Origin of the sequence: Flexivirga sp. (genome assembly GCF_035551235.1) — a bacterium.
In the GTDB taxonomy this organism is placed as follows: Bacteria; Actinomycetota; Actinomycetes; order Actinomycetales; family Dermatophilaceae; genus Flexivirga.
The window spans coordinates 25,253-43,311 of sequence record NZ_DASZNO010000032.1 but is presented as its reverse complement, the minus strand read 5'-3'; the positions used below and the strand labels follow the sequence as shown (position 1 = coordinate 43,311).

The 18,059-nt window shown below is 69.8% G+C and carries 12 protein-coding genes and 1 riboswitch; of the genes, 7 read left to right on the top strand and 5 right to left on the bottom strand.

Annotation, left to right across the window (positions count from 1 at the left end):
- Positions 1 to 14 precede the first annotated feature (14 nt).
- The gene (locus VG502_RS11400) at positions 15 to 1,277 is read left to right on the top strand and encodes a threonine--tRNA ligase (protein ID WP_325550177.1); all 1,263 of its coding nucleotides are present in this window, start codon (positions 15 to 17) and stop codon (positions 1,275 to 1,277) included.
- A gap of 64 nt (positions 1,278 to 1,341) precedes the next feature.
- Here VG502_RS11400 and VG502_RS11395 read toward each other — a convergent pair whose 3' ends face one another.
- Positions 1,342 to 2,061 (bottom strand): ABC transporter ATP-binding protein, encoded by a 720-nt coding sequence (locus VG502_RS11395; protein WP_325550176.1) that lies wholly within the window; start codon positions 2,059 to 2,061, stop codon positions 1,342 to 1,344.
- Positions 2,058 to 3,125, bottom strand: a complete 1,068-nt coding sequence (locus VG502_RS11390; protein ID WP_325550175.1) for an ABC transporter permease — start codon at positions 3,123 to 3,125, stop codon at positions 2,058 to 2,060. Before VG502_RS11390 ends, VG502_RS11395 begins: the two co-directional genes overlap by 4 nt.
- A 175-nt stretch (positions 3,126 to 3,300) precedes the next feature.
- Between VG502_RS11390 and VG502_RS11385 the strand changes: the two genes are divergently transcribed.
- Together VG502_RS11385 and VG502_RS11380 are read left to right on the top strand one after the other, a co-directional pair.
- Positions 3,301 to 4,515: a sensor histidine kinase gene (locus VG502_RS11385; protein ID WP_325550174.1), complete on the top strand. Its 1,215-nt coding sequence runs from the start codon at positions 3,301 to 3,303 to the stop codon at positions 4,513 to 4,515.
- Entirely contained in the window at positions 4,512 to 5,132 is a 621-nt protein-coding gene (locus VG502_RS11380; RefSeq protein ID WP_325550173.1) for a response regulator transcription factor, read from the top strand. The genes VG502_RS11385 and VG502_RS11380 overlap by 4 nt, the downstream gene beginning before the upstream one ends.
- A gap of 173 nt (positions 5,133 to 5,305) precedes the next feature.
- On the opposite strand, the gene recD is transcribed toward VG502_RS11380, so the two are convergent.
- Genes recD through recC form a run of 3 tightly spaced genes read right to left on the bottom strand, consistent with a single transcriptional unit; the run spans position 5,306 to position 13,988 of the window.
- Positions 5,306 to 7,138: an exodeoxyribonuclease V subunit alpha gene (gene recD, locus VG502_RS11375; protein WP_325550172.1), complete on the bottom strand. Its 1,833-nt coding sequence runs from the start codon at positions 7,136 to 7,138 to the stop codon at positions 5,306 to 5,308.
- Positions 7,138 to 10,497 carry a UvrD-helicase domain-containing protein gene (locus tag VG502_RS11370; protein WP_325550171.1) on the bottom strand — a complete coding sequence of 1,120 codons (3,360 nt, stop codon included), beginning with the start codon at positions 10,495 to 10,497 and terminating at the stop codon, positions 7,138 to 7,140. The genes recD and VG502_RS11370 overlap by 1 nt, the downstream gene beginning before the upstream one ends.
- Positions 10,494 to 13,988 (bottom strand): exodeoxyribonuclease V subunit gamma, encoded by a 3,495-nt coding sequence (gene recC, locus VG502_RS11365; RefSeq protein WP_325550170.1) that lies wholly within the window; start codon positions 13,986 to 13,988, stop codon positions 10,494 to 10,496. Before recC ends, VG502_RS11370 begins: the two co-directional genes overlap by 4 nt.
- 121 nt (positions 13,989 to 14,109) lie before the next feature.
- On the opposite strand from recC, the gene VG502_RS11360 reads away from it, so the two are divergent.
- The 4 genes from VG502_RS11360 to VG502_RS11345 all read left to right on the top strand — a co-directional run bounded on the left by VG502_RS11360 (position 14,110) and on the right by VG502_RS11345 (position 17,972).
- Positions 14,110 to 14,427 (top strand): antitoxin, encoded by a 318-nt coding sequence (locus VG502_RS11360; protein ID WP_325550169.1) that lies wholly within the window; start codon positions 14,110 to 14,112, stop codon positions 14,425 to 14,427.
- A gap of 194 nt (positions 14,428 to 14,621) precedes the next feature.
- A complete protein-coding gene (locus VG502_RS11355; RefSeq protein WP_414655736.1) occupies positions 14,622 to 16,076 on the top strand; it encodes a DHA2 family efflux MFS transporter permease subunit in 1,455 nt (484 codons plus the stop codon).
- 27 nt (positions 16,077 to 16,103) lie between these two features.
- Positions 16,104 to 16,194: riboswitch (SAM riboswitch) on the top strand.
- A 5-nt stretch (positions 16,195 to 16,199) separates the two neighbouring features.
- Complete coding sequence (locus VG502_RS11350) at positions 16,200 to 17,162, top strand: sulfite exporter TauE/SafE family protein (protein WP_325550168.1); 963 nt, start codon at positions 16,200 to 16,202, stop codon at positions 17,160 to 17,162.
- Between the two features lie 111 nt (positions 17,163 to 17,273).
- Positions 17,274 to 17,972: a class I SAM-dependent methyltransferase gene (locus tag VG502_RS11345; RefSeq protein WP_325550167.1), complete on the top strand. Its 699-nt coding sequence runs from the start codon at positions 17,274 to 17,276 to the stop codon at positions 17,970 to 17,972.
- Positions 17,973 to 18,059 lie beyond the last annotated feature (87 nt).

Genomic DNA, 18,059 nt, shown 5'->3' with positions numbered 1-18,059 from the left:
ACGCTGCTCTTGAAGTGAATTCACCAAACGACCATCGCGCGCTCGGCCGCGACCTCGACCTCTTCGCCGGCGACCCGATCGTCGGCTCCGGCATGCCGCTCTGGCTGCCCGCCGGCTCGGTGATCCGTGACGAGCTCGAGCGCCTGGCCCGCGACATCGCCCGCGCCGACGGCTGCGTCAGCGTGCACACCCCTGTGCTCGGCAAGCGCGCACTCTTCGAGAAGTCCGGCCACTGGGCGAAATTCGCCGACGACATGTTTCCGCCGATGGCGTTGGGCGACGAGCTGCCCGGTGACCAACTGGTGCTGCGTCCGGCCAACTGCCCGCACCACGCCATGATCTACGCGGCCCGGCAGCGTTCCTACCGCGAATTGCCCATCCGGCTCAACGAACTCGCGCCGATGTTCCGGGCAGAACGCTCCGGCGTGGTGTCCGGGCTGACCCGGGTCCGGCAGATCAACCTCGACGACACCCACGTCTTCTGCCGGCCGGACCAGGTCGCGGACGAGGCCGAACGTGCTTTGCGCTCAGCGCTTTACGCCCAGCGGGTGCTCGGTATGCCGATCGACTACGTGCGGCTGTCGCTGCCGGACGACGGCCCCGGTTACCTGGGTGATCCGGCCGTCTGGGCCGACGCCGGCGAGGCCCTGCGACGGGCCGCGGTCGCGGTCGACCTTGCGTCATACGAGCTGGAGCTGGTGGAGGCGCCGGGCGAGGCCGCGTTCTACGGGCCGAAACTGGATCTGCAGGTGATGGACGGCAACGGCCATGAGGAGACCATCGCGACCGTGCAGCTGGACTTCGTGCAGCCGCAACGCTTCGAGCTCGTGTATGACGGGCCGGACGACCGCAAGGGCCAGGTGGTGATGATTCACCGCGGCACCGTCGGGTCGATGGAGCGGGTCACCGCTGCGCTCCTCGAGCGGTATGACGGGCGTATGCCGTTGTGGCTCAACCCGATCCAGCTTTCCGTGCTACCCGTGTCGGAGTCGGTGGATGAGGTCGCGCGGAAGTTCGTCGACGACCTGGTGGCCGGTGGCCTGCGCGCACAGCTGGACGCCTCCGGATCGCTGGGTGCGCGAATCCGCGGCGCCCGCTCGCGTCGTGACTACGCGTTCGCGGTGATCGGTGAGACCGAAGCGGCCGACGGTTCGGTGCAGGTCAACGACGTGTTCGCGGGCTACCGCGGCTCGCTGCCCCGCGGGGAGGTTGTCGCCATACTCGCTGCGGCGTATGCCGACCGCTCCGCCCCCGCCTGGCCAACCCCTGCCGAGTGACGGCTTCTTCGCCGAGTGACGGTCTGATCGCGCCGTCACTCGCCGAGGAAGCCGTCATTCGCGATCATGGGGCGGCGGCGGGGACCTGCTCGGCCAGGCGACCCAGGCGACCGTCGACCAGGCGCACGACCTCGTCATCCGGGCAGAGGGTGCCGAGGTCATGCGTGACGACCAGCGTGCCGAGCCCGCGATCAATGGTGAGGTCGCGCAGCAGGTCGATGATGGCGATGCCGCGTTCGTGGTCGAGCGCCGAGGTGGGTTCGTCGACCAACAGCAGCCTGGGATCGCCCATCAGCGCTCGCGCGATGCCGACCCGCTGGCGCTGTCCGCCGGACAGCGCGGACGGCCGCTTGTGCATGACGTTGCCCAGGCCGACCTGCTCGAGCAACTCCTTCGCGCGCGCGGTCGTCGCCTTCGAGCGGTCCCCATCCAGGCGCGCGGCCAGCTGCAACTGCTCGAGAGCGGTCAACGAACCGAGCAGGTGCGGTTGCTGGAAGACGAAGCCGATGTCGTTGCGCCGCAGGTCGGTTCGCGTCCTTGCCGGGTTATCGGTGACGTCCGCACCGGCAAGGCGCACAGCGCCCTCAGTCGGTGTGAGGAGTAGTCCGGCGACGGCCAGCAGCGTGGACTTGCCCGAACCCGACGGACCGGTCACCGCAAGGAACTCGCCGAGCGCGAGGTCCAGCGAGACGTCGCGCAGGGCGTCGGTCCACCCCTCGCCGTCGGGGAATCGCACTGTCACCCGGTCGAGTTCGAGCGCGTGCAGGTTGCCTTCCTCCCTCATCGCGCACCTGCCAGCGCCGTCATCGGGTCGACGGTCACGACGCGCCGCAGGGCGGCCGTCGCACCCACGAGGCCGACCGCGACCATCAGCGCGAACGGGACGAGCACCGTGCCGGGGTCGATCACCACCGGCACTTCCCCCGCGGCGAGCACGCCGAGACCGAGGGCTGCGAGGGTGCCGACACCCCCGCCGATCAGCAGCGTGAGCAGCGCCTGCCCGAGCGCGTCCCGCAACAGGTAGCTGGTGCGCGCGCCGATCGCCTTGAGCACCGCGAGGTCGCCCTCGCGCTGCACCGTCCAGACGGTGAAGAATGCGCCGATCACCAACGCCGAGATGCCGATCAGCAGCCCGCGGATCATCGTCAGCGAACCGTTCTCGGCGGAGTAGGAGCCGATCGCGGACAGCGCACCGGCGCGGGACGTGGCCACCAGACCGGTGGCGTCGTCGAAGGACGTCACGTCGAATCCGCTGGTCGTCTGCAGGGCGATCACGCTGCCCTCGCCAGCCGCAGGCCCCGCTGTATGGCGCCAGAGTGTGCGTGGCACCCAGACGACCGGCAGGTGACTGAACGACGCATCGTCCACGACCCGCGCGACCCGCAGCCGCGTGCCGTTGACGATGACCGCCTGCCCGACACGCACATCGTGGTCATGAGCGAGGTCCGTGCTCAACACGACGCTGTCCGAGGTCAGCCCGTCCGGTGCCGCCGCTGCGTCCGGGTCGATCCCGAAGAGCGTGACCGGGGCCGGAGACGACCCGATCGCGATGCGGGTGGAGCTGATCCCGATCGGGTCAGCGGCCCGCACTCCCGGTTGCTTCCAGGCCCGCTGCAACGCGGCCTCGGTGATCCGGCTGGTCGACATCGAGAGCGTCTCGCCCGACGCCGGCCGCTCCATCGCGATCCGGTCCGCCCGGAGTGACGTGATCGCCGACGTGCTCTGCCTGCCGAGACCCTCGGTGAGGCCACTGAGCAGGACCACCAGCAGGGTGATCAGTGCGATGGCGCCGGCCATCAACGCGAAACGGCCGCGCGCCCACCACAGATCCCTGATTGCCAGGAACAATTCTTCTCCTTCGTCGCTGTCCGAATGTGCTGTCCCTCAGTCCATCGGCCATCCCCGTCCAGCACATCGGGAGAACGATGGAACGAGGAAGGCCGCTTCGATGGAGCTTCGACTCAACCGATCGATGGATGGTGGGAGCGCGACATACGGGACCGGATCCCATAGCGTCGAGGTGATGCTCGAAGACCACGCCCCGACGTCCGATGCACCGGTAATCCGCACCTTGCAACTGGCCATGCACGGCCTCTTCGTGGTGCTGCTGGTGATCGGCACGATTCGTGGCGTCCAGGAGTCGGGCCATCCGTTCTGGTTGCTGTCCGGCTGCCTGGCGCTCTTCGCCTGGTATCTGCTCGGGCTGGCACTGACACCTGGTCACGTCGGTGACCGTCGGTCTACGGCCGGTCGGCTCTGGTTCGTCGTCCTCTTCGTCGGCTGGACGGCGCTGCTGTTCGCCGGTCCCGATCTGAGCTGGGTCGTCTTCGCACTGTTCTTCCTCGGCCTGCACCTGCTGCCGCGCTGGGCCGGTCTCGCTGCCGTCGCCGTCGGTACGGCGCTGGTGATCGTCACCCAGCTGCACCAGCCGGACACAGCGACAGTGCCGTCGATCCTTGGTCCCGTCATCGGCGCGCTGGTCGCGATCGGGATCTCCTGGATCTACGGGGGGCTCCGCCGCGAGAACGAACGTCGCCGCGCGCTGAACGCCGAACTCGTTGCGGCACAAGAGGATCTGGTGGCCACGCACGATGCACTGGCGGGCGCGCAGCGTGAGTCCGGTGTCCTGGCCGAGCGTGCACGCCTCGCGCGGGACGTGCACGACACGGTCGCGCAGAGCTTCTCCAGCATCCTGCTGATGTCCCGAGCCGGGCTGGCCGGCGATCCCGATCCGCAGCGGCTGACAGCGGTGTTGCGCCAGATCGAGGAGTCGGCCGCGACCGGCCTGGGTGATGTCCGCACCGTCGTACACGCCCTGACGCCAACGGATCTCGAGCGTTCGCCACTGTCGGCAGCCCTGCAACGGCTCGCCGACCGGCAGGAGGGCGCGCTCGCGGTGCGGCTCGTGATCGACGGCGCGGAACGCCCGCTGCCGACGGCGATCGAGGCCGCGTTGTTGCGGATCGCGCAGGGTGCCCTGTCCAACGTCCGGCAGCACGCACACGCCACGCAGGCGGTGATCACCCTCGGATTCGGCGACGCTGTCACGCTCGACATCACGGATGACGGTGTCGGTTTCGACACCACGGCGGAGGTCGTGCCGAGCGCTGCGGGCGGGTTCGGGCTGCGCGCCATACGGGAGCGGGCGGCGGAAGCCGGCGGCTACGCCTCGGTCGAGTCCACGCCCGGCGAGGGAACGAGTGTGCACGTGCAGGTGCCGGCCGGCGGCCCGCGATGACCCGGGTGCTGCTCGTCGACGACCATCCGGTGGTGCGGACCGGACTGCGAATGCTGTTGACAGCCGCGGGAATCGAGGTGGTCGCCGAGGCCTCGAACGGCGATGACGCCGTGCGGTTGGCCGGCGAGTATGCCGTCGACGTGGTGCTGATGGACCTGCAGATGGGCGCGGGGATCGACGGGGTGGCCGCGACGGAGCAGGTGCTGGCCCGACCGGATGCGCCGCGGGTGCTGATCCTGACGACATACGACACCGATCGGGACATCCTGCGGGCGGTGGAGGCGGGTGCTTCGGGCTATCTGCTCAAGGACGCGCCACCGGACGACCTGGTCGACGCCGTGCACCGGGCGGCGCGGGGCGAGACGGTGCTTGCTCCAGTCGTGGCGGACCGGTTGCTGGCGCGGCTGCGAAACCCCGCACCGACGTTGAGCGTTCGTGAGTTCGAGGTCCTGCGGCAGGTCGCGCACGGGCGTTCCAACCGCGAGGTGGCCAAGGAGTTGTTCGTCAGTGAGGCAACGGTGAAGACGCACCTGGTGCATGTCTTCGAGAAGCTGGGCGTCGACTCGCGCACCGGTGCGGTGGCGCGTGCGCGCGAGCTGGGGCTGCTCCGCGACTGAGTCGCGCGCCCACCAGGGCAGTGCCATGCCGAGCGCATGCCGCGGCATCCAGCGCGATCGGCATGGCCGGCGCCACGCGGGAAATCGATGCAGGGCCGAACGCGCGCCATACAACGCGATTGGCATGGTGGGGCGCTCAGGTCTCGATACGCTTCCCCCGCTTCGCTCCTCCGCTAGTCGACCCGCTGATCGGCGAGGCGCCGGCGCAGGCCGGTGGCTCGGCGGATCTGCGCGTCGACGGCGGCGCGGACGGTCTCCTCGCTGCCGACGATCGTGACGTGTCGTTGGGCGCGGGTGACCGCGGTGTAGAGGAGTTCCCGTGTCAGCAGCGGGGATTCGTCTTGCGGCAGCAGCACTGTGACGCTGCCGGCCTCGCTGCCCTGGCTCTTGTGGATCGTCATCGCGTGCATGGTCTCGATGTCGGACAGCCGGCTCGCCGCGATCGGCACCGGGCCGGCCGCGGTGCCGATCTGCGCCACGGCAGGGCCGGGGCCACCCATGACGACACCACTGTCGCCGTTGTGCACCGCCAGCGCGTAGTCATTGCGGGAGACCAAGATCGGGCGTCCGACATACATCGGCTCCCAGAGCGGGTCGCCCGTTGCCTCGGAGAGCCACTCGTCGACAAGGCGGTTCCAGTTGCGCACGCCACGTGGGCCGGTGCGCTGCGCACACAGCAGCCGGTGCTCACCGAGGGCGGCGAGGGCGCCCTCGGCATCCTCGGCGATGGCCAGCTCGCGCAGCCGGAGCGCGTGCTCGAGCAATTGCCCGCGCAACTCGGGTGTCGGATCGTCGTCCTGGATCCACCGGACGGCGCCGCCGGCGTCACGCAGCAGGCCGAGCACGTCCTCGGCCCGCCCCTCGCGTATGGCGGACGCCAGCGCACCGATCTCGGCGTCGAACCGGTGCGAGGTGTCCAGCCTGCAGACGGTGCTCGGAGCCAGCTGCTGGTAGCCGTCGACCAGGTCGGCCATCACCGCGCCCGCGTCGACCGAGGCGAGCTGGTCCGCATCACCGACCAGCACCAGCCGGCTCGTCGCCCGCGTCGCGCGCAACAGCCGGGACATCATCGTCAGCGCGACCATCGACGTCTCGTCGACCACGATCAGATCGTGCGGCAGCCGGTTGGTCTCGTTGAAGCGGATCTTGTTGCTGCTGCGGGAGTTCCAGCCGAGCAGCCGGTGCAGGGTCATCGCGTCCAGGTCCTGCAGCCGTGCCGCGTCCGCGGGCGCCAGCTGCGCCGCTGCTTGGGTGACCGACTCCTTGAGCCGCGCGGCGGCCTTACCGGTGGGCGCGGCGAGTGCGATGCGCATCGGCCGGGTCTGCCCGGATGCCTCCCACTGCTCGCTGAGCAGCACCAGGAGTCGGGCGACGGTGCTGGTCTTGCCGGTGCCCGGGCCGCCGGTCAGTACGGTCGTCCACTGCCGTACGGCACTGTCGGCGGCGGCACGCTGCTCGGCATACGTGGCACCGATGAAGAGGCGATCGAGCCCGGTGTGCAGCAATGCGGAGTCGACGACCGGCGGGTCCTGCGCCGCGCGAGCTCGCAGGATGTCGGCGACGCGGACCTCCTCGCGGTGGTAGCGCTCGAGGTAGAGGAGACCGAATTCGACTCGCAGCACGCCGGATCGGAGCAGTGTGCTGGCCCGCACCGCGCGGAACCAGGCGTCGGCGTCGGTCGGCCACGGGTCGCGCAGCTCCTGCTGGAGAGCGTCGGCGTCAGGCTCGTCAGGACCTGGAGAGGCTCCCTCGTCGCTCCTCGGGTCCTCCACCGCGAGGGCGGGCAGGTCGAGCGCTTCGTGCAGGTCGAGGCAGATGGAGCCACGACGGACCGCCCGGACGGCAAGCGCCAGCGCCAGCACGACCGACGGATCCGACTCTCCCGCAACGCTGCTCAACTCGCGCGCGACGTGCACGTCGGCCGGCTCGAGGATGCCGGCACGATTGGCGAGCGCGAGCACCCCACCCGCGTGCCGGACCACCCGCACGTCGTCGTCGATCGTCATCACGCACCACCTTCGCCGTCGAGCAGGTCGGACAACTCGAGCACCAGCGCGGTCGGCGGGCTCCAGGAGAAGACGCCGGTCGGATTGCCGTCCACCACAGGGGTTTCCGGGCCCGCCATACCGCGCAGGTAGAGGTAGAGCACTCCGCCGAGGTGCCGCTCCGGGTCGTAGTCGGGCAGCCGCCAGCGCAGGTAGCGGTGCAGCGTCGCGGCATACAGCAGTGCCTGCAGCGGATAGTCGGAGTGCCCCATCGCCGACGCGAGCGGCTCGGGCCCGTAGGCCGAGAGCAGCAGCGGCTCGTCAGCCGGACCGAGCCAGTTGGTCTTGTAGTCGGCGACCAGGTAGCGCTCTCCGACGCGCAACACGACGTCGATCGAGCCGGTGAGGTAACCCTGCAGCACCTGGCCGCCCAACTCCTCGTGGTCCAGCAGTTCGGCATACGGAAGCAGTGGATCCCCGGCCGGCAGGTGCCGACGGAGTATGGCGGCAAGCTGGCCCAGACGCACGCGCTGCGTGCCGTCCCGTGCGCCCAGCGGCAGCTCGAAATCCAGCTCTGCCAACTTGTCCCGGCCGACCGAGCGCAGGGTGACCGAGTCGGCCAACGGCCCGAGCGGCGTGTCGTAGACCGCGACGAGTGCCTCGACCAGCGTGTCGACGTCCACCTCGACCGGCCACTGCACGAGCTGCTCGCGGACCCGTGCAGTCAGCTCCGCGGCCAGGTCCGGCGCCGTCGCGTCGGCCGTTTCGAGGACCGCGTGCACGAGCGAGCCGAAGGTCGCGCCGACCGGGAGGGAACCCATGGGTGATTCCCGATCGAGGTTCCCTGCAACGTCGGAAGATCTCGATACGTGGGCTCGTTCCTCGCCCACTACTCGATCGGCAAGAACCTCGTCGTTCTTGACGTCGGCGTCGGCCTCACTGGTGACACCGTCGGTCGGCATCGTCTCCAGGACACGACTCAACGCCGAGTAGGACGTGCGACGCCAGTCCTCGTCGATGACGCGGGTGAACCGGCGGATCGCGAGATCGCTTGCAGCCACTGCGGATCGGACCGGTTCGGAGCCGGCCTTGGTGACCTTCTCCCAGTGTGGACCGCCGACATCGGCCCAGCGTTGCAGGAGCGCGGCGGCCTGCTCGGCGGTGCGCTGGCCACGCGAGTCGGCGACCACGCCGCCCGGGGTCGGCGCACCCGGGTCCCGGTCGATCAGCATGCGGTGGATCGCCGAGTCCGGCGTGTTGTACGACGGCCCCCACCACGCCACCACCTGGGACTTCGCGCGGGTCAATGCGACATACAGCAGGCGGAGCGACTCGCCGGCGTCCTCCCGACGGGCGAGTGCACCGGACTCCTTGTCCGGTCGCCCGATGTAGATCGACCGCTTCGGCGGGTCACCGGGCGCGTGGAACAGTGGGTTGAGGTTGTCGCTGTCGACCCACCGATCGGCGACGAACGGCAAGTAGACAACGGGGAATTCGAGACCCTTGCTGCCGTGGATCGTCAGCAGCTGCACGGCCTGCGCGTCGCTGTCGAGGCGGCGCGCGCGGGCGTCGCCCGAGGCCGGGCGATCCTGCTCGGCCTGCTCCTGCAGCCAGGCCAGCAATGCGGGAAGGCCGCTGGCGCGGTCCATCGACACGGCATGCAGCGCCTCCGCGATGTGCCGCAGGTCGGTCAGCTCGCGCTCGCCACCGATCTCAGCAAGCACCCGCGCGGGCACGCCGTCGATGTTGCAGATCTCGAAAACGGCTGCGATGCCACGGTGTTCGTAGACAAAGGCGAGCCGTCGCAGCCGCTCGGTGACCTCCTCGGTCACGGCCTCGGAGTCGGCGTCCAGCTCGGCGGCGGACTTGCCGATGAAGGGAGTCAGTGCCGCCGCGCGGACCCGCGCGGAACGGTGCGGTTGGTCGAGCGCTTCCAGCAGGATCCGCCAGGCCGCCGCAGCGGGTGTCCGGAAGACACTGCCGGCACCACTCAACACGGCCGGCACCCCGACGTCGCGCAACTGCTGCTGCATCAGGGCCAGATGGTCGTTGCGGGACGCCAGCACCGCGATGTCGCTCGGTCTGATCGGTCGGATGGTGCCCGAATCGTCATAGGTGGCATCGGAATTGAGCAATCGGGCGATGTCATGTGCGGCGTCCTGAGCCGCGCGTTCGCGGAATGCCGCCGTGCGGATCGCGTCGTCCCTGGTCAGCTCGGACCGGCGGACCTGATCGGTGCCCAGCAGCCGGATCCGGAACGGCGCCGGATCGGGAGCGCCGGCCAGCCTGCTCCCGGTGTGGCTGGCAGTCACCGGGTGCACCAGGATGTCGGGGTCGCCGAGTGCCGCTCCGGTCAGAAAGTGCCCGAGCGACCGGACGAGCGGCGCGTCGGAGCGCCAGTTGGTGCCGAGCGTCCGGCGCACCCCTGCGGTGCGCGCGGCCTGCAGGTAGGTCGTCACGTCGCCGCCGCGGAACGCGTAGATCGCCTGCTTCGGGTCGCCGATCAGCACCATCGCGGCGTGCCCGCGGAAGGCCCGGTCGAAGACCTCCCACTGCACCGGGTCGGTGTCCTGGAACTCGTCGATCAGCACGACTTTCCATTGCCGGCGCAGGCGTTCGCGCGCCGGACCATCCTCGGCACGCAGCGCATCGGCGACCTGGGAGAGCAGGTCGTCGTAGGTCAGTAGGCCGAGTCGCCGCTTGCGGCGGGCCAATTCGCCGCGAACGGCGTGTGCGAAGCCGACCTTGCGGGCTTCGGCCGACCCGGGCTTCGGGTTGGCCGGCACCAGTTGTGCGCTCGGATCACCGGCGACGGTGCGGGCGATGCGCCGGGCATCGGCGAGGTTGAACTCCGGGGGGCGGCCCTGCCGGGCGAAGCCGCGCAGGTAGAGGTCGTCGACGACCTCCATGAGCAGATCGTCGACGTCCTCGACGAGCGTCGCGCCGGCGTCCGTGTCACCGGCGATGCCCAGCCCGCGCAGCACCTGGTGGCAGAACTGGTGGATCGTCGCGATCGTCGCCTCGTCGAACGCTGCCAGGGCATCGCGCACCCGACGGGCCCGGGCCGTCCGCTCCGCCGGATCGACGGCGATCAGCCTCGCCAGCAGCGGGTCGGTCGGTATGGCGGCGGGGTCCTCCAGCGCCTCCACGCATGCCACGAGTTGCTCGCGGACGCGCTCGCGCAGTTCGCGCGATGCCGCGCGGCCGAAGGTCACGACCAGCAACTCATCAAGGGTGTGCACACCCTCGGCGACATAGCGCGTCACCAGCGCGGCGATGGTCCAGGTCTTGCCGGTGCCCGCGCTCGCCTCGAGCACGGTGGTGCCCGTCGGCAGCGGTCCGTGTATGTCGAAGGGCTCGTCGGCGAGCGGGGTGTTCATGTGTGCGCACCTTGGTTCGCGAGCAACGGACTCCACACCCGCAACGCGTACTGCCCGAGCCGGCTCGTGGCGGCGTTCCAGGCCTCGTCGTCGAGCGGTCGCTCAGCCAGCAGGTCGTCGAAGGGCAGCGTCCCGCCATACAGCAATTGCGGAGCCGGCTGGTCGCCGTCGCCGGGGATGCGCCGCTCGCCGAACCCGGCGCTCTCCCACTTCTGTTTGGCCGCTTCAATGGCGAAGCGGTCGTTTCCGGAGCGCTGGGCGAGCTTCTCGGTATACGCCAGAGAAGTGTTGAGTGCCAACGGGATCGGGCCGCACATGCCCCGGTCGTAGACATCCACCAGCTCGGCCAGATACCGCGTCGCGGTCTCCTGGTCGAGACCCCCGGCCAGGTAGTAGCCGGCCTGCCGGTGGGTGCCGCCGCGCAACCAGCCGGCGGCCGCCGCCTGCCACGGGCGATCGGGCACTGCGGCCGCGAGTGCGAGCAGGGTCAGCCAAGACTGGAGTCGTTGCTTGGCGCGCAGCGTGGAGTAGGTGATGGCGAGGTGCACGTCCCCGCGGAGGTCGCCGATGGTGCCGGTGACGCGTCGCCCGTCGGGCAGTCGCGCGTCGAGGTCAATGCTCGCGGTCTCGCGTTGCAGCAGCTCTACGACGGGACCACGCAGCGCCTTCACCCCGTCGATGGACTTGCGCAGCACCTCGCCACCCAGCGCCCCGGGAGGTATGGCGCCACGGAGTCGCTCCATCCGGGTGATGGCATCCGGTGCGGTGCCGACCAGTGACTCCTGCAGCGCCCGGTCGCCGATCTGCCAGGACTGCAGGCCGTCGAGGGTGATCGGCATCGCGTCACCGGCCTCCTGCTCCTCGTAGGGCAACGCCACGTCGAGGCGGCGACGCACGAAATGCGCTGCGGGGTCTGCGAAGAAGCGGGCGAGGTCGGCGAAGTTGACGTCGTCGGCAGGTTGCCGTGGCAGGGGCGTCGTCAGCAGTCGCGGGTCGGCCGGTCGCTGGTGCTGTGCCGCGCGGGCGCCGACGAGCGCGGTGCGGTCGAAGCTGAACGGCTCGGCGGTGTCCAGCGCACCCGGGACCAGGTTGCGCGCGTCGAAGGGTTGCAGCGGGTGTCGCACCACCACGTCGCGGTCCTCCGGCCAGGTCGCACACCGGCGGGCGGCGTCGATCAGCTCACCGAGCGGAGCGGCGGGCGGATGCTCGGCGCCGGTGTGCTCACCGGCTCCGGTATAGGTGACGATCAGGTGGTCGGTGGCAGCGAGCACGGCATCCAGCAGGAGCTGGCGGTCCTCGCTGCGGGGGTCGCGCTCACCGGTCAACGGCAGCCGCGCGAGCACGTCATCACCGTCGATCCCGTTGCTACGCGGGAAGATTCCGTCGTCGAGGCCGAGCAGGCAGATGACCCGGTGCGGCACGGAGCGCATCGGCATCATGGTGCACACCGTGATGGTGCCGGTGCGGAAGTTGGCCCGCGTCGCGCGGCCCTCCAGCCGGGACCGCAGCAGCTCCCGCACGTCGCTGACCCGCAGTGCGGTGCCACCGGCCGCCATACTCCGGACGACCTGTAGCTCGCGGTCGAACTGTGCCTGTTGCCAAAGGGTTTCGCGTGAAACGGCGCCGAGCCCGGACACCCCGTCGGTGAGGGCCGCCATCCAGTCGTCGGCGGTGCGGGCAGCGAGCAGTGCATCCAGGGAACCGCCGATGCGGTCGATGAGCTCGGCGAACCGGCCGATCAGGTCGATGTCACCGCTCTCGACGTCGTCGACAGGCAACACCTCGCCGAGCGCGGCTCCACCGGCGGAGCTCATCGTCACCCCGAGCAGCAGTCGCCGCAGGCCGAACCGCCAGGTGTTCTGGTCGATGTCGGACAGCTCGAAACGCTGGCGGTGATCGCCATCGAGTCCCCACCGGATCTGTGCCTCGTCGATCCACTCGGCGATGCGCTCCAGGTCCTCCTCGTCGAGACCGAATCGCCGACGCACCGGCTGCCGGGCGATGAGCGCGCGCAGGTCACTGACCCGAAGCCGGCCGACGGCGAAATCGACCAGATCGGAAGCTATTTCGAAGAGTGGATTGACCCTGGCGAGCGACCGGTCGGCAAGCTTGACGCGCAGTGTGTGCGCGGGATGGCCGGCCGCCGGTCCGGGACCGGACTGCTCCCGCAGCCCGAACGCCGCCTGGACCAGCGGGGCATAACTCTCGATGTCGGGGCACATCACCAGGATGTCGCGCGGCTCCAGTGTCGGGTCGTCCTGCAGCAGGCCGGTCAGGACCTCGCGCAGCACCTCCACCTGGCGCGCGGCGCCGTGACAGGCGTGCACCTGCAGTGAACGATCGTCGGCTGTGACTCGTCGTTGCTCGCGAATCGTGTTGTCCGGCAACGTATTGCGATGGATGTCGTGCTGCAGCAGGCCCAGCACGCTGGTCGGTGGCTCGGCCGGCTCCGGCACGGGCTCGGTGCGGTCCTCTGCAGCAGGCAGCCCACGCTGCAACTCCCGCGCATCGCGCCCCAGCGATGCCAGCAGCGGGTGCCGCACCAACTCCGCACTCCGGTCCTCGACCCGCGGCACCGCTCCGGACGGTATGTCGCAGGCCGCCCTCCACAGCGCGTCGGACGGCTGCGGCAGCCACAGGTGCACGTCCCGGTGTATGGCGAGCGCCTCGAGCAGCTCCAGCTCGGTCACCGGCATCCGGGTGTGCCCGAAGAACGAGATGCGTGGCGGCAGTGCGGCATTCGGCGCCGGGTCCTGGCCCGCGCGAAGCTGCTCCAGCGTGCGCGTGTGCCGCTGGTCGGGTGTCGGATCGGCGATCTGCTCCAGCAAGCAGCGCCACAGCTTCGCCTGCCAGACGAGGTCGGGGTCCAGGTCTGCGTCCAGGGGTCTCGATACGGGCTCGTCCCTCGCCCTACCCTTCGATACGCCCTCCGCAAGCTCCGGGCTACTCAGGACGCCGCTCGACCCGCTTGTGGAACTCGACCCGCGTGGGGTGCCGTCGGTCAACTCGCCCGCACCCCAGGCCGTGAGCAGGCTGGGCCGCTGGGCGGCATACGAGGTGAAGAGCCCGGCGACGCGGCGGGCGACGGCATACCGGCGGCCCGCCTTGTGCCCGTCGGGGTCGTCGGCGCCGTGGCCGAGGTGCTCGGCGAGCGTGCGACACCACGGCTCACCGAGGTTGGCGTCGATCTGCTCCAGCAACGGCCAGACGAGACGGTCGGGATGCCAGGGGTCGTCGCGCTCGCGCCCGGTAAGCAGCGCGACCAGTGAGTGTGGCGCGACGAATCGCACGCCGGCGCAGATGCCGTCACCGCCGCGCGGTCCGGCACCGAGCCGGCCCGCCAGCGACTGGGCCAGCCAGCGCTCGACACCGCGCGTCGGCACGATGACCAACTCCTGCGCGAACGGGTCGTCGAGCGGGTCGATCAGCAACCGCGCGAGCCCCTCGGCCAGCGCGTCCGTGCGCTCGGCGCGGTGCAGGATCAACGTCACGGGCACGACTGTATGACGCCCGTCGGACGTCCCCGCGTCGGCCGGCGCGGCGGAACGCATCTTGCAATGACGGCGTTGGGAATCAATAGTTGAAGGTCCAGTGATCAAGGAGATGGCCACCGTGCCGAACAAGGACGAATTCAAGAAGAATGCCGAGGACGCCGCCCACCAGGCCAAGGCGAAGGCCGGGCAGATGGCGCACGACAACCGCGACAAGCTCGCCGGCATGCTCGGCAAGCTGACCTCGAAGATCGACGAGAAGACACAGGGCAAATACCACGACAAGCTCGAGAAGGCGCAGGACGCGGCACTGAAGGGCGCGGACAAGCTGGCCGAGCAGCGACCCGACGCCGGCAGCGGTGAGACCCCGATCCCGCCGGCTTCGGGTGACACACCCAATCCGCCCGCTCCGGGCCAGACTCCGCCGCCCGCGGTCTGATCGACCCGAGCGAATCAAGCGCCCTCCCGGCATATCGGGAGGGCGCTTCGTTGTCGGTCGGGCGACCTAAGCTGGGGACTTCCTCCGGACCGGACCCCGGCCGGCCCCGCCATACCGCGAAGGACACACCGCCAGTGGAGTTGCAGCAGGTCAATCCGTGGCGCGCGCTGATCGCGCTGTGCGTCGGGTTCTTCATGATCCTGGTCGACTCGACGATCGTGTCGGTCGCGACGCCCGCCATCCAGGAGGGCCTGCACACCGACATCAACAGCGCCGTATGGGTGACCAGCGCCTACCTGCTGGCGTATGCCGTGCCGCTGCTGGTCACCGGCCGGTTGGGCGACCGGTTCGGGCCACGCCGGCTCTACCTGATCGGCCTGGCCGTCTTCACGTTGTCCTCGTTGTGGTGCGGGCTGACCGGCAGCATCGGCATGCTGATCGCGGCGCGCGTCGTGCAGGGCCTGGGCGCCGCGATGATGACGCCACAGACGATGTCGGTGATCACCCGCACCTTCCCGGGCGAGCGGCGCGGTCAGGCGATGAGCCTGTGGGGTGCGGTCGCCGGCGTGGCGACGCTGGTCGGGCCGGTGCTCGGCGGCGTCATCACCGAGGGCTGGGGCTGGGAGTGGATCTTCTACGTCAACGTCCCGGTCGGTGTCATCGGTTTCGTGCTGGCGTGGTGGCTGGTGCCCACGCTGGAGGTCCACTCGCACAGCTTCGACTGGGTCGGTGTCGCGCTCAGCGGTGCCGGTCTCTTCTGCCTGGTGTTCGGCATCCAGGAGGGCGAGTCCTACCACTGGGGCACGATGTGGAAGTTCGTCTCCGTGCCGGCCCTGATCGTCGTCGGGCTGGTGCTGATGGCGGCCTTCGTGTGGTGGCAGTCGCGCACGAAGGTCGACCCGTTGGTGCCACTGGTGCTGTTCAAGGACCGCAACTTCAGCCTGGCCAACGTGGCGATCTGTGTCGTCGGTTTCGTCATCACGTCGTTCGCGCTGCCGATGATGATCTACGCCCAGGTCGTGCGCGGGTTGTCGCCGATCGAGTCCGGCCTGCTCTTCGTGCCGATGGCGGTGCTGGCCGCCATACTCTCGCCGGTGGTGGGGCATCTGGTCGACCGCTATCACCCGCGGCTCATCGCCGGCTTCGGGTTGACCTGCCTGTCCGTCGGGCTGTTCTGGCTGGGGACCGCGATCGGTCCGGACACTCCCACCTGGCAGCTGGTCCTGCCGCTGGTCGTCCTCGGCTTCGCCAACGGCTTCATGTGGTCGCCGATCTCGGTGACCGCGACCCGCACCCTGCCGCCGCAACGCGCGGGCGCCGGCTCGGGGGTCTACAACATGACCCGGCAGATGGGCGCCGTGATCGGCAGCGCCGCCATCGCGGCGGTCATGCAGGCACGTCTTGCGCACCACCTCGGCAACTCGGCCGGTGACCTGGCCGCCGCGCGCGGCGGCCACACCCAGGTGCACCTGCCGCCCGCGGTCGCGGAAGGCTTCGCGCGATCGATGGGTGAGTCGATCTATCTGCCGGCCGCCATCGCCGTCCTCGCGATCGCCGCGGCGCTGTTCTTCCGCAACCCGCATCAGCAGGTTTCGCGTCCCTCACCGTCCGGGGAGCAGCAGGTCCCGGCGGGCAGCGTCGACGGGTAGCGCCTCGCCGACCTGGTAAATTGTCGGCACCTATCAAGAGCAGCACAGAGACCTGGCTCGTCAATGCTGCAGCAACCCACCGTTCCGGCGAAGGTGCTAATGCCAGGATCGATGGAGGACTGCATGCACGACGATCTTTCGATCATGGCTGTCTCGACCCCGATACGGCCAGCCGCCGCCACTGCCACCGCCATCGCCCCCGCGCCGAGTCCGTCGCCGTACTACCGCCGGACGGTGATGGCCCTGGCCCTGCTCATCGTGCTGGTGCCGGCGGTCGCACTGTTCCCCGGCACCAGCCACGGTGCTCTCACCGCCGGCCTGCACGCGGGCTTCACGACGACGCAGCTCGTGATCTTCCTAGCTGTCGCGGTGATTGCGGGCGCGGTGAAGGGGCTGTCCGGATTCGGGTATGCGCTGATCGCCACACCGCTGGCCGCAGTCCTGATCGACCCGTCGGTGGCGGTGATCGTCCTCGCCGTTCCGGCGTTGATGATGAATCTGTTCCAGGTCGGTGAGACGGGAACCGGATGGCGCTACCTGCGCCAGTACTGGCAGCTGGTCGCCGCAGCCCTGGTCGGGTCGGCCATCGGCGTGTTCGTGCTCACCCGGCTGCCGGCTAAGCCCGTGCTCAGCGTGGCGATCGGAGTCCTGCTGCTCGGGTATGTCGCATGGTCGGTCCTGCGCCGCGGCAAGCCGGCGGCACGCAGTGCACACCCGGTTGCTCTGGGCACGATCGGGGTCGTCGAGGGAATCCTGCTCGGCGCGGTGAACATGGGACCGTTGCTGCCGGCATACCTGCACAGTTTCGAGCGGGATGCGCGTCGGTACATCGGCGGGATGAGCCTGGTCTTCACGCTCGTATTCGCGGAGCGGATCGGGCAGATGCTGGCGAACGGTCTGATGACGCCGCACCTGCTCTGGCTCGGCTCGGTGATCGCGCTGGTGACCCTGGTCGGCCTGGTCGCCGGCACAGCGATCCGACGCGGCGGCCACGTGAACGCGACGGTGTTCAGCGTCGTGGTCCTCGGCCTGCTGACCGTGACCGGTGTCATCATGCTGGTCAAGGCGCTGCCGCACCTGCTCTGACCCGGCGCCGGGCTCCGCTCGGCGCAGCCGACCCGTCGCCCCGACCTCGTGAATTTGCCAGTTTGGCAACGCCATTTGCCAGCTCCGCCGGCGCTTTGCGACGCTGAGCGCATGCACACACACGCCGACGACACACCCCGCACGCACGACCACTCCACCGACGACGCCACCGACCACGCGGCCACGGAGCCCGACTTCTTCGAAGTCGCCTCCTGGGACGACCGGTATGACGGCGACGACTCCGTCTGGAGCGGCAATCCCAACCCGCAACTGGTCACCGAGGCCTCGAAGCTGAAGCCGGGCAGCGCCCTGGACGTCGGCTGCGGTGAGGGCGGCGACGTCATCTGGCTGGCGCAGCAGGGATGGCACGTCACCGGCGCGGACTTCTCCGCGAAGGGACTGGCTCGCGCGGCACAGCACGCGAAAGAGGCGGGCGTCGACGATCGCACGGACTGGTGGCAGGTGGATGCCCGCGAGTTCGACGCGGCCGGTCGCTCCTACGACCTGGTCACCAGCCACTTCCTGCACCTGCCGGACGGTCGCATGGTCGACGCCGTAGGACGCTTCGCCTCGGCGGTCAATCCGGGTGGTCACCTGCTCGTCGTCGGCCACTCCCCGGCCGCCCACTTCACGCAGTTGTCGGAGAGCAAACGCCGGGCCATGTTCGTTGCCGAGGAGCTGGTGGCCGGCCTGCCCGACGGCTTCGAAGTGATAGTGGCCGAACAGCGGCCCCGCTCGGTCGTGCGCGACGGGAAGACTATCGACATCGACGACTCGACCCTCCTCGCCCGCCGCACCGGCGCCGAGTGACGGTCAGCCGCGGCGTGGCCTGACGCAACGTTGCTGCAACGTCGGGCTCCCTACCGTGTGTGCCGCATCACCTCGACACTCGCGGAG